Origin of the sequence: Agromyces albus, from assembly GCF_030815405.1 — a bacterium.
Lineage (GTDB): Bacteria > Actinomycetota > Actinomycetes > Actinomycetales > Microbacteriaceae > Agromyces > Agromyces albus_A.
The window spans coordinates 3,854,301-3,867,051 of the sequence record NZ_JAUSWX010000001.1 but is presented as its reverse complement, the minus strand read 5'-3'; the positions used below and the strand labels follow the sequence as shown (position 1 = coordinate 3,867,051).

Annotated in this window: 15 protein-coding genes and 1 pseudogene; 8 read left to right on the top strand and 8 right to left on the bottom strand. The window is 70.4% G+C overall.

Going from position 1 to position 12,751, the window contains the following annotated elements; all coding sequences use genetic code 11:
• The first annotated feature begins 111 nt into the window (after positions 1 to 111).
• The 3 genes from QFZ29_RS18370 (at position 112) to trxB (ending at position 2,569) form a co-directional block, all read left to right on the top strand.
• Positions 112 to 1,011, top strand: coding sequence for a metalloregulator ArsR/SmtB family transcription factor (locus QFZ29_RS18370; protein WP_306895857.1), 900 nt, complete (start codon positions 112 to 114; stop codon positions 1,009 to 1,011).
• A gap of 79 nt (positions 1,012 to 1,090) precedes the next feature.
• Positions 1,091 to 1,501 carry an arsenate reductase ArsC gene (locus QFZ29_RS18365; protein ID WP_306895855.1) on the top strand — a complete coding sequence of 137 codons (411 nt, stop codon included), beginning with the start codon at positions 1,091 to 1,093 and terminating at the stop codon, positions 1,499 to 1,501.
• Between the two features lie 3 nt (positions 1,502 to 1,504).
• Positions 1,505 to 2,569, top strand: coding sequence for a thioredoxin-disulfide reductase (trxB, locus tag QFZ29_RS18360; RefSeq protein WP_306895853.1), 1,065 nt, complete (start codon positions 1,505 to 1,507; stop codon positions 2,567 to 2,569).
• Between the two features lie 71 nt (positions 2,570 to 2,640).
• Here the strand turns inward: trxB and QFZ29_RS18355 are convergent, their stop codons facing one another.
• From QFZ29_RS18355 to QFZ29_RS18330, 6 genes are all read right to left on the bottom strand, one after another.
• Positions 2,641 to 3,318, bottom strand: a complete 678-nt coding sequence (locus tag QFZ29_RS18355; protein ID WP_306895852.1) for a hypothetical protein — start codon at positions 3,316 to 3,318, stop codon at positions 2,641 to 2,643.
• A gap of 118 nt (positions 3,319 to 3,436) precedes the next feature.
• Complete coding sequence (locus QFZ29_RS18350) at positions 3,437 to 4,642, bottom strand: cytochrome P450 (RefSeq protein ID WP_306895851.1); 1,206 nt, start codon at positions 4,640 to 4,642, stop codon at positions 3,437 to 3,439.
• Between the two features lie 110 nt (positions 4,643 to 4,752).
• Complete coding sequence (locus QFZ29_RS18345) at positions 4,753 to 5,016, bottom strand: DUF202 domain-containing protein (protein WP_306895849.1); 264 nt, start codon at positions 5,014 to 5,016, stop codon at positions 4,753 to 4,755.
• Between the two features lie 56 nt (positions 5,017 to 5,072).
• A complete protein-coding gene (locus tag QFZ29_RS18340; RefSeq protein WP_306895847.1) occupies positions 5,073 to 5,990 on the bottom strand; it encodes an NAD(P)-dependent oxidoreductase in 918 nt (305 codons plus the stop codon).
• Positions 5,991 to 6,107: 117 nt separating this feature from the next.
• Entirely contained in the window at positions 6,108 to 7,679 is a 1,572-nt protein-coding gene (locus QFZ29_RS18335) for an FAD-dependent monooxygenase (protein WP_306895844.1), read from the bottom strand.
• 60 nt (positions 7,680 to 7,739) lie between these two features.
• Entirely contained in the window at positions 7,740 to 8,543 is an 804-nt protein-coding gene (locus QFZ29_RS18330; RefSeq protein ID WP_306895842.1) for a DNA/RNA non-specific endonuclease, read from the bottom strand.
• Between the two features lie 217 nt (positions 8,544 to 8,760).
• On the opposite strand from QFZ29_RS18330, the gene QFZ29_RS18325 reads away from it, so the two are divergent.
• Positions 8,761 to 9,726: an NAD(P)/FAD-dependent oxidoreductase gene (locus QFZ29_RS18325; RefSeq protein ID WP_306895840.1), complete on the top strand. Its 966-nt coding sequence runs from the start codon at positions 8,761 to 8,763 to the stop codon at positions 9,724 to 9,726.
• Between the two features lie 27 nt (positions 9,727 to 9,753).
• Here QFZ29_RS18325 and QFZ29_RS18320 read toward each other — a convergent pair whose 3' ends face one another.
• Positions 9,754 to 10,350, bottom strand: coding sequence for a helix-turn-helix domain-containing protein (locus QFZ29_RS18320; RefSeq protein WP_306895838.1), 597 nt, complete (start codon positions 10,348 to 10,350; stop codon positions 9,754 to 9,756).
• A 93-nt stretch (positions 10,351 to 10,443) separates the two neighbouring features.
• Entirely contained in the window at positions 10,444 to 11,040 is a 597-nt protein-coding gene (locus tag QFZ29_RS18315) for a hypothetical protein (protein ID WP_306895836.1), read from the bottom strand.
• Between the two features lie 120 nt (positions 11,041 to 11,160).
• On the opposite strand from QFZ29_RS18315, the gene QFZ29_RS18310 reads away from it, so the two are divergent.
• From QFZ29_RS18310 to QFZ29_RS18295, 4 genes and pseudogenes are all read left to right on the top strand, one after another.
• A complete protein-coding gene (locus QFZ29_RS18310; RefSeq protein WP_306895834.1) occupies positions 11,161 to 11,496 on the top strand; it encodes an ArsR/SmtB family transcription factor in 336 nt (111 codons plus the stop codon).
• Complete coding sequence (locus tag QFZ29_RS18305; RefSeq protein ID WP_306895833.1) at positions 11,493 to 11,972, top strand: SRPBCC family protein; 480 nt, start codon at positions 11,493 to 11,495, stop codon at positions 11,970 to 11,972. The genes QFZ29_RS18310 and QFZ29_RS18305 overlap by 4 nt, the downstream gene beginning before the upstream one ends.
• A gap of 222 nt (positions 11,973 to 12,194) precedes the next feature.
• Positions 12,195 to 12,488 (top strand): annotated as a pseudogene (locus QFZ29_RS18300) (DUF805 domain-containing protein); the annotation flags it as partial.
• Positions 12,489 to 12,558: 70 nt separating this feature from the next.
• Complete coding sequence (locus tag QFZ29_RS18295) at positions 12,559 to 12,693, top strand: DUF805 domain-containing protein (RefSeq protein ID WP_306895831.1); 135 nt, start codon at positions 12,559 to 12,561, stop codon at positions 12,691 to 12,693.
• Positions 12,694 to 12,751: the final 58 nt, after the last annotated feature.

Below are 12,751 nucleotides of genomic sequence, written 5' to 3'. Positions count from 1 at the left end.
GAATAGGCGCCCATGACTTCGAATCCCCTGCAGTTCCGGAGGCACGACGCGTGAGAGCCGGGAGTGTCGCCTGCAGGTCATCGCCGTGGCCAGTCGAATAGACTTCCGTCTATGGATGGGATGGACACGGCGCGCGGCATCCGTCTGCTGACTGATCCGACGCGGTTGCGAATCCTCGGGCTCATCGAGGCGAGCCCCGACGGTCGCGCGCTCGTCGGCCGGCTCGCCGCCGAGCTCGGACTGCGCCAGCCCACCGTGAGCCACCACGTGAAGGCCCTGCTCGACGAGGGCGTGCTCGAGCGCACGCCCGAGGGCCGCCAGGTCTGGTATTCGATCGCGCCGTCCGCCGCCGAGCGGGTGAGTGAACTGCTGCAATCGGATGCCGCGAGCCACGCGTCAGACGAAGTGCTCGAACGCGTGGCATCCGACCTCGCCCAGCGCTTCGCTGGCGTCTTCTCGCGAGAGACCGTCGAACGCTACGTGCACGAGAGCCACGACCTGCTCGCGGAGCGCTCGCGCATCACTCGATACCTCCCCTCGCTCACCTCCAGGTTCGCTGCCGACCGGCTGACGGCGCTCGCCCGGGAGCAGGCGCCGCGAGGCGACGAGCCGCCAGAGGTGCTGTTCGTGTGCGTGCAGAACGCGGGCCGCTCGCAGATCGCCGCGGCGATCCTCCGGCATCTCGCCGGCGATCGCGTGCGGGTACGCACGGCGGGGTCGGAGCCGGCGAGCGCGGTGCGCTCGACGATCATCACGGCGCTCGACGAGATCGGCGTCGCGATGGGCGGGGAGTATCCGAAGCCACTGACCGACGAGGTCGTGCGCGCGGCCGACGTCGTGATCACGATGGGTTGCGGCGACGCCTGCCCGGTGTATCCGGGGCGGCGGTATCTCGACTGGGAGCTCGACGACCCGGCGGGGCTGCCGCTCTCGCAGGTTCGCGGCATCCGTGATGACATCGAGGCGCGGGTGCGGCAGTTGCTCGACGAGCTCGAGGTGAATGCTGCATGAACACGGCCGCCACGCCGTCGGCCCGCTGGAAAATCGATAGACGCTGATCTATGCTTTGAATGTCGAAAGCGAGGGAACCATGTCTGAAAACCCCACTGTGCTGTTCGTCTGCGTGCACAACGCGGGCCGCTCCCAGATGGCCGCCGGGTATCTCCGCGAACTCGGGCGAGGCCGCGTCGAGGTGCTCTCCGCGGGCTCGGAGCCGAAAGACACCATCAATCCCGTCGCCATCGAGGCGATGGCCGAAGAGGGCATCGACATCACAGGCAACACGCCGAAGATCCTCACGGTCGACGCGGTGAAGGAGTCCGACGTCGTCATCACCATGGGCTGCGGCGACGCGTGCCCCATCTTCCCGGGCAAGCGCTACGAGGACTGGGAGCTCGAAGACCCCGCGGGCAAAGACCTCGAGACCGTGCGCCGAGTGCGCGATGACATCCGCGGCCGGGTCGAGGCCCTGCTCGCCGAGATCGTAACGACGGCGGCATAGGCCATGAGCGAGCGCATCGACCCCGTCGCATCCGCTGCGTCCGAGGCATCCGCCGCCGCTGCCGCGGCTGACGCCGAGACGCCCATCGAGGCCGACATCGAGAACGTCGTCGTCATCGGTTCAGGCCCAGCCGGTTACACGGCTGCCGTCTACCTCTCGCGAGCCGGCCTCGCCCCGATCGTGCTCGCGAGCTCGGTCGAAGCGGGCGGAGCGCTCGTTACCACGACCGAGGTGGAGAACTTCCCCGGCTTCGCCGAAGGCATCATGGGCCCCGATCTCATGGAGCAGATGCGGGCCCAGGCCGAGCGCTTCGGCGCGCGCATCGTCTACGACGACGCGGTCGACGTCGAACTCACGGGTGACGTCAAGGTCATTCGCACGATCAACGGCGACGAGTACCGGGCGCACACCGTGGTGCTCGCGATGGGCTCGGCCTACCGCAAGCTCGGGGTCGAGGGCGAGGAACGACTCACCGGCCGCGGCGTCTCGTGGTGCGCCACGTGCGACGGCTTCTTCTTCAAGGGCAAGGACATCGCCGTCGTCGGCGGCGGCGACTCGGCGCTCGAAGAGGCCATGTTCCTCACCCGGTTCGCCGACTCCGTCACGCTCGTGCACCGCCGCGACTCGCTGCGCGCCTCGCGCATCATGCAGGAGCGCGCGTTCGCGAATCCGAAGATCACCCCGTACTGGAACGCCGAGGTCATCTCCGCCGAGGGCGACGACGGCCTGGAACGACTACAGGTGCGCGACACCAGGACGGGCGAGCGCTCGTCGCTCGACGCGACCGGGCTCTTCATCGCGATCGGCCACGACCCGCGGAGCGAGCTCCTCGCCGGCCAGGTCGACGTCGACGACGAGGGCTACGTGCTGGTGGAGCATCCGTCGACCCGCACGAACCTCGAGGGCGTGTTCGCGTGCGGCGACCTCGTCGACAAGCGGTATCGCCAGGCGATCACCGCGGCGGGCACCGGATGCGCGGCCGCGCTCGACGCCGAGCACTTCCTCGCCGAGCGCGGGCTCGCCGACCCGGTCGAGGAGCAGGTCGCCGTCATCTTCGAGACGTCCTGATCCCGATCGCCCGACCCGGATGCCGCGAAGCGTCCGCTCTAGGTGAGTCGCGCCGTCGACCGCCTCCCAGGTCACCCGACGAAGTCGCGGAAGGCGTCGCCCGCCTCAGCGCGACGTGCACGTTCCGCCTCGGCCTCGCGGAGGTCGCGTTCGAGATCGACCAGCAATTCGCGCGTTCGCTCGTCGCGCTCGAGCTCGTACTCCGCGTCGACCTCGATGTCGGACCATTCACGGTCGAGGCGCGCGTCGATCGCGGCCGCGATGTCCTCCCACGCCGCATCGCGCGCGTGCTCGGTGAACCGCTCGAGGTAGTCGGGATCCTCGCGCAGCTCCCAGAGCCGCTTCGCCACCCCGGCGTACACCCGCTCGCGGTGGCGGAGGTTCACGGTGTCCACCCGGTGGTAGTCGTGCTGGTGCGCCGAACGCCCCTCGCGCTGCGATGCGCTCTCCCGCTCGACGGCGGCGCGTTCGGCGGCCTCGTCGGCCTCCTGCACGAGCTCGTAGAGCACGTCGCGCGCGATCGCCTCGGCACGCGCCGGCTCGAACCGCTCCTCACCCCGCAACGCGAACACGATGAGCCGGTTCTTCAGCGCCATCCGGCCTGCGGATTCCGCGACGAGCACGCCCTCGGCGAGCATCTCGTCGAACGACGGTGACGGCGGCTTCGGCAACGCGGATCGGTCGAAGGGCTTGAACGGCGTTCGACGAGGAAAGAGACGACTGAAGAGACGACGGAAGAAGTGCTTCATCCGCTCACCTCCGCACTCCGATCGTCCGTCGTTCCGAGCCTACCGATCCGCGCACCGGCACGAGCGGGCCGAGCGCGCGACAGAGCGGACCGAACGCCACAAGGTCGACCGGCTGCACTCACCCCACGAACACGAGCCGCATGTGGTCGGCGGGCAACGCAGGGAAGTGCCGCAGGTTCGAGCTCAGGTCTTGCGGCGGTACCCGGAAATCCGCATCGGCGATGAAGCGCGCGAACTCCTCCATGAGGGCGATCGTGGCGCCCTCACCCGGGCAGCGGTGGCCGTCGTCGACGCTTCCGGGACCCTGAGGGATAAGCGCGTTCACGTCGCCGTCCCAGGTCGCGAAGCGATCGGGGTCGAACCGGTCGGGCTCGCGCCAGATGCGCTGGTCGTGGTTCGTCGCCCAGAGGTCGAGCAGCACCCAATCACCTGAGCGCACGCGGCTGCCGCGCCAGTCGAACGCCGCGCGCGCGGTGCCGCCGACGACCGGGAAGAACGGTGCCGTGCGCCGCACCTCGTTGACGAACCAGTCAACATGGTTACCGCGCTGGATCGGCTCCTTCCATTCGGGATGCTCGATGAGGGCGAGCGCCGTGAACGTGAGGAACCGGCTCACGGCCGCGATCGGACGCAGCAGGTTGAGCAACTCCACGCCAGCGTCCTCGCCGGAGAGCGGATGCCCCTCGGCGTCGCGGTGCCGGGCGAGTCGAGCGATCGGCGAATGCTCGGCGACGGCGATCTGCCCGTGGCGCACGGCGATGATCGCCTCGCTCGCCCATCGCTCGGTACCGCGACGCCTCGCTCTGGCGCGCCAGTTCGACGGCCCGACCCGCCCGGCGTTGTCCACCATCGAGATGAGGTGCTCGGTGAGCTTCTCGGTGTCGACGAGTTCGATGGGGATGCCGCTCCAGCCGAGCGCCGCCCGCGTGAGGGCGAGCGGTGTCGCGTCGGCGATCGCGAGCGGCCGACCACCGGCGGCCGCGACCTGGGCACCCCACGCCACGGCGAACCGCTCGCGGAGCCGCTCGAGCTCGGCCGGCTCCAGCACGTCGATGAAGAGCGACTTGCGATGCCGATGCGCCTTGCCCTCGAGGGTCTGCACGCTGCCCTTGTCCTGCAGCAGGTGCTGCACGGTCGACGGCATCGCGCGCTCCCGAGAGAACCGGCGTCCCTCGGTGAACATGCGCGCCGCCTCGGCGCCGAACACCACCGTCACCGGCCGGCCCATGAGGCGCGTGCGGAACGCGTCGCCGCCCACCTGCTCGAAGCGGCGGCGGCCGAACTCGTAGCCGTCGGCCAGGAATCCAGCGGTGCTGTCGGGCACGCCGAGCAAGGGGATGCCGCCATCGCTCGATCGCCGCGCTGTCGCTCCCCGGGCCGCTCCCGGCGGTCGCGCGCTCGTTGTCCGCACCGTCGTCATCGCTCGTATCACGGTCATCGCTCGCGCCGTGTCCGCAGGAAGGAGACCAGCGCGAGCAGCAGGAGCAGCGCCCCGACGCCCATGAACAGCGCCGACCCGATGATCACACCCGATTGCCACGCGGCATCCGCCGGCGCATCGCCCTCGACGGGCGTGTTCCGCGGCGTGAACGTGTAGATCGCGACGCCGACGATGCCGATGGCCAGGGCGATCACCCCAGCGATCGTGAGCACCCCGGTCTTCGCGCCGCTCGCCTGGATCCCGTCACTCTCGTCCATGCTCCCGACGCTACGGCCGCCCTGTTCGACTGCACAGGGGGTTGACGCGCGCCGCGTCACACGCTCGGGTCGAACCCCTCCACCGTGCCGTCGGCCGAGGCGTACTTCACGATGAGGCTGCAGTCCTTGCCCCCGTAGCCCTCTTCGATGAGCTGCTCGAACTGGTCGAGCGCGAGCCTCGCGCCTGGAAGGTGCAGCCCCGCCTCCTCGCCCGCGGCGAGCGCGAACGAGAGATCCTTCTCGGCGAGCAGCGTTGTGAACGACGCGTCGAAGTTGCGGTTCGCGGGGCTCGTCGGCACGACGCCCGGCACCGGGTACCACATGCGCAGCGGCCACGAATCGCCAGATGAGACCGACGCCACCTTCCAGAACGTCTCGGCGTCGAGCCCGAGCTCGGCCGCGAGCTGCGAGCCCTCTGAGAGGCCGACGAGCGAGACGAAGAGCATGAGGTTGTTCGCGAGCTTGGCGGCGATGCCCATCGTGGGGCCGCCGACCGCGAAGACGTGGCCGGCCATCGGCTCGACGAGCGCGGTCGCCTCCCGCACGTCGGCATCCTCGCCGCCGAGCATGAACGTGAGCGTGCCCGCCGCCGCTCCCGCGATGCCGCCCGAGACGGGGGCGTCGACGAACCGGAAGCCGTGATCGACGGATGCCTCGTGGCAGTAACGCGAGGTCGCCACGTCCACCGTCGACGTGTCGAGCAGCAGCGCCGAGCGCGGCGCGTTCGCCCACACCCCATCGGGCCCCTCGAGCACCTGCCGCACGTGCTCACTGCGCGGCAGCGACGTGAACACGGCATCGGCGCCCGCGACGGCGTCGGCGATCGTATCGACCACCAGCACGCCGCGTTCGGCGGCAGCGGCGCGCGCGGCCGGCACGACGTCGACTCCCCGCACCTCGTGACCCGCGGCGGCGAGATTGCCCGACATCGGGCCGCCCATGTTCCCCAGACCGATCCACGCGATGGTGGCCATGGCCCCTCCCGACGTCGTCGACGCGAAGTGCAGTCGGCACCGGCGCCGCGAGGGCGCCCATGCGCTTCCAGCCTATGGTCGGGGCATGCGCCGGGCAACGGATGCCACGCCGCCGCGTCAACCCGCGAGCTGCTCGCGAAACGCCCGCGGGCCGCCGGGCACGGCATGAGCGGATGCCTCGGCCGCGACGAATCCGTCGCGCCGCACGAGGTACACCCGATCGGGTCGCAGCCGCCGGTTCGGATCGCGCCCGAACGCGTGCGCCTCGATGCCGAGCTCGCCCGCGATGCGCTCGACCTCGGCTGGCAGCACGCCGTACCCGTGCACCTGCCACGTCATCGAGCGCAGCACGCCGTAGTTGCCGCCCGCCCACGGGAGGCGCCGGCCGACGACGGCATCGCGGCGGCCGCCACGACCGCGACGCCCACGACCGCCGGAGTCGCTCGCCCGCGTCATCCGATAGTGGATCCTCGTCTGCGACAGGTAGCCGAGCACCCGCTCGCCCCCGATGAGGCGCGGCACGAGTCGCACGGCGATCGGGCCGAGCAGCGGCACGATGCGACCGCGCACGAACTGGGCGAAGCGCGAGTCCGAGGTGATCGTCGCGAAGGCCCGATCGGTGGTGCTCACTAGTCGCGCCGCGACCGGTCGGCGCTCCACCTCGTAGCGGTCGAGGCGCGCATCGGGCATGCCGCCGACGAGCACGTCGGCGAACGCGCATGCGAGGTTGTGCGCCTCCTGCAGCCCCGTGTTCATGCCCTGGGCGCCGACCGGCGAGTGGATGTGCGCCGCATCGCCGGCCAGGAAGAACGCGCCGTCGCGGAACCGCGCCGCGAGCCGGTGGTGCAGGCGATAGGTCGCGAACCAGCTCGAGTCGCGATAGCGCACGCCGAAGCCGCGCTCGGCGCGCTCACGCACGAGGGACTCGGGCAGGGTGCCGTCGGCGGCGAGATCGTGGTCGCGCACGATACCGAGGAGCCGGGTGTGCCCGCCGGGGCCCATCGGGAACGCGAGCAGGAAGTCGTCGGTGTTGAACCGGATGTTCACCGCGCCGTCGACGAGTCCGGTCACCCCGTGTGCATCGACCACGTAGAAGGTGTGCTCGTTCGTGATGCCCTCGAACGGGATATCGCGGAGGCCCCGCACGATCGAGTGCGCCCCGTCGGCGCCGATGCAGTACCGCGCGCGCACCGTGACGGGCCCGTCGGGCGAGTCGAGCGTCGCGGTCACCGGATGCCGCCGCCCCGCGGCATCCGCTCGCCCCGATGCCTCCTCGAGCGACGCGAGCCGGTGCTCCCAGCGCACCGCGCGCCCGAGCTCCGCGAGCGCGTCGACGAGGATCGCCTCATTGCGGCTCTGCTCGAGCACCGTGATCTCGGGGTACGGCGTGACGCCCGCGCCGAGCCCGCGCAACGCGACGCTGCCGAACGGCCGGTCGCGGAAGCCGGGCACGGCGCTGCGGGCCGGATTGCTTTCAGCGAGCACGCGGTCGATGAGCCCGAGCTGGTCGTAGAGCTCCATCGACCGAGCCTGCACGGCGAGCGCCCGCGACTCGCGCGTCGGTCCCGACTTGCCGTCGACGATCACCGCGTCGACGCCCAGTCGCGCGAGGCACACGGCGAGCATGAGGCCGCTCGGGCCCGCGCCCACGATGAGCACGTCGGTGCTGAGCTCCGTCGAGTCGCCCATGCCCCAACTCTTTCACCGCCCGGCGGCCTCGGCCAGCCCGTGCGTCGCGGCGCGCTGCGATCAGAGCAGGAGGTCGGCGGATGTCTCGAGCCGACGCCAGCCGGCCGCGGCGATCGTCTTGGGCAGGCGGTCGGCCCCGACGAGCTCGGGCATCTCGAGCTTCGTGAGCGCCGCGACATCCGCTACCGGAACCTGGAACGTGCGGAACGGCCCCAGGTCGGGCACTTCGCCCGGCAGGGGTGCCCTCGCTTCGCTCGTGTCGACGAGCGGCGCCTGGTCGACCACGAAGCCGGCAGCGGCGAGCTCGCCGCCCGAGTTCCACGCGGCGACCTTCCAGTACCTGAGCGGCACGCGGATGCCGCGATAGGCCGGATCGCCCGCGGCGAGGATCGGAGCCGTGAAGACGCTGAGCCGCGACCTGTTCACGCTCGCGTGCGCGAGCACGTGGTCTTCGAGTCCGAGCCAGAGCTCCTTCGACTGGTTGAAGCCCGACGCCTGGGGTGCGGCGTTCGGATAGCGGAACGTCTCGGCGTTCGCGCGGGCCGCGACCTCTGGGCTGCCCCACACCGGGTCGCGCCGGCGCACGAGGTGCCCCCGGTCGAGATCGTTGCGCGCGTAGATCGCCGGGCCGGCCTGCCAGTCGGCCGGGATTCGCTCGTCGAGCTGCCAGTCGTCGCCGCCGCGATCGAGCTCGACGAGGGAGGCGCCGTCGACGTTCACGCCCGTGACCCGTGCGAGGCGCCTGGCGGTGTCGAGCACCACCGAGAAGTGCACGTAATCGAGTTCGACGGATGCCGCGGCATCCGCTTCACTCACTCGCGGCATCGCCGCGTCCAGCTCGAGGAACCGTGCGTCGAAGCCCATGGCCCCACTCGACCACGAACCGCCGACACGGCGCCACTCGGCGCAGCCCCCGGTGGTCGAGTACGCCGCGAGACAGCCGTTCGAAACCAGACACGAAGATCTCCTCCGTCCGGCCCACCGGCGGCGCGGCGGGCTTCGCCCGGGGCTATCACTGGGGGTCGTGCCGAATCGGCATGAATCCTTGGCGGGGAGCCGACAGCGGCCCGAGGATGCAGGTATGCAGCCAGAACAGTGGGATGTCGTGATCATCGGCGGCGGCGCCGCGGGACTCAGCGCGGGCCTCGTGCTCGCTCGGGCGCGACGGCGCGTGCTCGTCGCCGATGGCGGAGAACCACGGAACCGATTCGCAGGCCACATGCACGGCGTGCTGACTCGTGACGGGTTCCCGCCGCTCGAGCTCGTCGCCGCCGGTCGACGCGAGGTCGAGGGATACGGCGGCGTCATCGCCGACACGACCGTCGTGCGAGTCGAGCAGGCCGACGACGGCGCCTTCGACGTCGAGCTCGCCGATTCACGGATGCTTCGTGCGCGCCGCGTGATCGCGGCATCCGGCCTCACCGACGAACTGCCCGACGTGCCGGGGCTCGCCGAGCGCTGGGGCATTGACGTCGTGCAGTGCCCGTACTGCGACGGGTGGGAGCACCGCGACGAGCGCATCGGCGTGCTCGCTACGAGCCCTGGCAACCTGCATCAGGCGCAGCTCCTGCGGCAGTGGAGCGACCGGGTCGTGTTCATCCGGCACGACGTGGAGGCGCTCGAGCCCGACGACGAACGGGGGCTCGCAGCTCGCGGCATCCGCGTCATCGACGATCGGGTGAGCCGTCTGCTCGTCGAAGGCGACCGGCTCACCGGTGTGGAGCTCGCCGGCGGCGAGGTCGTTGAGCTCGACGTGATCTTCACCGCCGGTCGCTTCGTGCCCCGCGACGGTCCGCTCGCCGGCCTCGGCGCCGCGACGACCGAGACGCCGGTCGGGCCATGGATCGCCGTCGACGGCACCGGCCTCACGAGCGTGGCCGGGCTGTGGGCGATCGGCAACGCGGCGACGCCGTTCGCGCTCGTGCCGATGGCCATGGGCTCGGGCGTGCAAGCGGCGGCGGCCGTGAACGCCGACCTCGTCGCCGAGGAGGTGCGTGCCGCGGTTGCGGAGAGCGAAGCGGTGAGCGCGGCGGCACCGTCGGTGTGAGTGTCGTGCGTCGGTGGTGTTTTCTACTCAACCACCGGGGTGCGTCCGGCGGGCGGGCGCCGCGCGCAGGTGCATCCGCTCGCCGTGCTCGCCGAAGATGCTGAGCATCTCGACTCGGCCGCCGTCGGCGCTGCCCATCCAGTGCGGCGTGCGGGTGTCGAACTCGGCAACCTCGCCCGGCCCGAGCGTGAGGTCGTGCTCGCCGAGTACGAGCCGCAGCCGTCCGCTCAGCACGTAGAGCCACTCATAGCCGACATGCGTGACCGGCTCTGGCTCGGTCACGATCCCGTCGATGGTCGTCTTGAAGGTCTGGAGTGGGCCACGCTCCGTCGTGAGGGGCTGCATCGAGACGCGGCCGCGCCGGGTGCGCCGGGTTCGCACCCTCGGGTCGGGCGTGCCGGTGCCGACGATCACGTCGAGTCCGACGCCGAGCGCGCGGGCCACTGGCTCCAGCAGCTCGAGCCGCGCTTGCCGCTGCCCGCGCTCCAGACGTGAGATCGTGCTCGGCGCGATGCCACTCGCCACACCGAGCTCGGCTTGCGAGAGGCCGCGCTTGCGGCGCCAGCGGCGAACGCGTTCGCCAGGGGTCGACGGCGCACCTTCGGCATCCGGCTCGAGTGGCATATGTCCTCCCTCCGCGACGATAGCGCCACCCTCGCGCAACGCCCCACCGCATCGACGGCCCCGCATCGACGCCCCGCGTCGACGACGCCGCGCTCACTCGTCGAACGCACCCGCCGGGAGCCGCTCGACCATCGTGACCTGCAACTCGTCGAGCGCATCGTGCACCGCCGGCTTCGTCTTGCCGCAGCCGTCGCGCGGATAGTGCACTGGCACGAATCCACCGGATCGGGCTTCGAGCCAGAGCGGCGGCACCATCTCCATGTCGGCAGTGCAGATGAGCCCTTCGGGTGGCACATCATCGGCCTCCGCGAGGGCTTCGAGCAGCGGCCCGAGGTCGCCTTCGAAGCGTTCGACCAGCCAGACGACCTCCATCTCGTCGCCCGCCTCACCGGGCTCGCCGAATTCGACGGAACAGCGAACGGCAGCGGATACCTCGAACCCCTCGGGTACCCGGCCAGGCACCGGAATCGACGGGTCGGCGGTGGGCTCCTCCGCGTTCGGCAGCAGGGAGCTCGGCTCCGACCGGCAGTCGATGGCCTCATGGAGCTCGGCCTCGGGGCGGTCGGACGGGTTCGCCCCTGGGCCGTCGGGCGCATTCTGCGCGCAGCCGCTCACCAGGATCCCGGCGAGGACCGCGAGGGTCGCGAAGCCCAAGCCACGGCGTCGGCCGTGACCGCTTGTCGTGTTCATGTCGTCTCCATCCGAGGGTGGCCGTTACTCTCTGAGACGTACGAGCGTCGGGAAACGTTGGGTTGAGAGACGCGTTGAAATTCATTGAACTTCTGGGTTCAGTGTTATACACTGAACCACATGGTTCAGCAACACACATTGGACCGGGCGTTCGCGGCTCTCGCCGACGAGACCCGCCGCGGCATCCTCACCCGCCTCGGCGACGGCCCGGCCACGATCACCGAGCTCGCCGAGCCCTCGGGCATGACGCTCACCGGCATCCGGAAGCACGTCGACGTGCTCGAGTCCGCGGGCCTCGTCACCACCGAGAAGGTCGGCCGCGTGCGGCAGGTCCAGCTGGGCACCGAGCGTTTGGACGACGCGATGGCATGGATCACCTTCTACCAGCGGCTCTGGGAGCGTCGACTCGACGGTCTCGAGGTCTACTTCACCCTCAAGAAAGGAACGGAATCATGAGCGAGACCGAATCCGGTCAGTCGACGCAGACGAGCGAGATCGGCCTGCGGATGACGCGGCAACTGCCCGCCACTCCCGAAGAGGTCTTCGACGCCTACACCGATGCCGAGAAGCAGAAGATCTGGTACTCGATCCTCGACGAGGAGCCCGGCATCGTCGAGATCGAGGTCGACCTGCGCGTCGGCGGCAAGCAGACCGCCGTGTGGGGGCCCGACCGCGACACGCTCTTCCGCGAGACCCAGGTGTTCCTCGAGATCGACCGCCCGCACCGACTCATCACCCAGTCGAGCGGCAGCGACCCGAGCGGCGTCACCATGACGACCAGGGTCGAGGTCACCTTCGAGGCCCTCGACGGCGGCACGCTCGTGACCGTCGAGCAAACAGGGTTCCCGACGCCCGAGATCCGCGATTTCTTCGAGACGATGGTCTGGGTGGGCGCATTCGACCGCATCGAGGCGTACCTCACGCGCGCCTGAGGCGAGGCATCCGTGGGCCAGCTCGGCCGGACATTGTCCCCCGCGCTGGCCCCGCTCGTCTCAGCCGGCGACCACACCGGTGGATATCACAGCGTCGCGTGTCACCCGAAAGGGGCCACGCGAATCCCACCACGGGTCGGCCGGCTGCGGCAGTATGGAGCCGTCGACGCCGAGTACCGATCGTTCGCGACCAGCACGGGCGCCGGCAGCGCGAACGAACGAATGCCGCAGCGCCGGCACCATCCGTCTGACACGCATCGAAGGAGCAGCATGTCCACTGCAGTCACCGCCGATGGGATCCCCCTCTCGGCCCCTCTCTACGGCGCCAGCCTCGGGCAGGCCGTCTCCCGCTTCTTCCGCAAGTACGCCACCTTCACCGGTCGCGCGAGCCGCAGCGAGTACTGGTGGTGGGCGCTTGTAGGCGGGGTCGTCTCAACCGTGCTCTACGTCATCGCGCTCACCCTGGGCACCACCGGCGCGACCGTGTCCGAGACCGGGACGGCCACCCTCGGTGCGGGGTTCTGGATCGGCATCGCGCTCTACAGCGTGTGGGGGCTCGCCGTGCTCATCCCGGGGCCTCGCGCTGGTGTGGCGTCGCCTGCACGACACGAACCGGTCGGGCGCGTTCTTCTTCCTCGCGTTCATCCCGTTCGTCGGCAGCATCATCCTGCTCGTCTTCATGCTCATGCCGTCCGACCCGGCCGGCGCCCGCTTCGACTGATCGGACATGTGCCGCGATCGTCTTGTCGTGGCACGGTCTGGAAATGCCCTTGGGGCGG

Excerpts from the sequence above, each read along its gene's own strand:
- QFZ29_RS18315 (WP_306895836.1), bottom strand. The coding sequence starts at position 11,040 with ATGAACACGACAAGCGGTCACGGCCGACGCCGTGGCTTGGGCTTCGCG.
- QFZ29_RS18365 (WP_306895855.1), top strand. The coding sequence starts at position 1,091 with ATGTCTGAAAACCCCACTGTGCTGTTCGTCTGCGTGCACAACGCGGGC.
- QFZ29_RS18335 (WP_306895844.1), bottom strand. The coding sequence starts at position 7,679 with ATGGGCGACTCGACGGAGCTCAGCACCGACGTGCTCATCGTGGGCGCG.
- QFZ29_RS18370 (WP_306895857.1), top strand. The coding sequence starts at position 112 with ATGGATGGGATGGACACGGCGCGCGGCATCCGTCTGCTGACTGATCCG.
- QFZ29_RS18320 (WP_306895838.1), bottom strand. The coding sequence starts at position 10,350 with ATGCCACTCGAGCCGGATGCCGAAGGTGCGCCGTCGACCCCTGGCGAA.
- trxB (WP_306895853.1), top strand. The coding sequence starts at position 1,505 with ATGAGCGAGCGCATCGACCCCGTCGCATCCGCTGCGTCCGAGGCATCC.
- QFZ29_RS18355 (WP_306895852.1), bottom strand. The coding sequence starts at position 3,318 with ATGAAGCACTTCTTCCGTCGTCTCTTCAGTCGTCTCTTTCCTCGTCGA.
- QFZ29_RS18305 (WP_306895833.1), top strand. The coding sequence starts at position 11,493 with ATGAGCGAGACCGAATCCGGTCAGTCGACGCAGACGAGCGAGATCGGC.
- QFZ29_RS18330 (WP_306895842.1), bottom strand. The coding sequence starts at position 8,543 with ATGGGCTTCGACGCACGGTTCCTCGAGCTGGACGCGGCGATGCCGCGA.
- QFZ29_RS18325 (WP_306895840.1), top strand. The coding sequence starts at position 8,761 with ATGCAGCCAGAACAGTGGGATGTCGTGATCATCGGCGGCGGCGCCGCG.
- QFZ29_RS18340 (WP_306895847.1), bottom strand. The coding sequence starts at position 5,990 with ATGGCCACCATCGCGTGGATCGGTCTGGGGAACATGGGCGGCCCGATG.
- QFZ29_RS18310 (WP_306895834.1), top strand. The coding sequence starts at position 11,161 with ATGGTTCAGCAACACACATTGGACCGGGCGTTCGCGGCTCTCGCCGAC.
- QFZ29_RS18345 (WP_306895849.1), bottom strand. The coding sequence starts at position 5,016 with ATGGACGAGAGTGACGGGATCCAGGCGAGCGGCGCGAAGACCGGGGTG.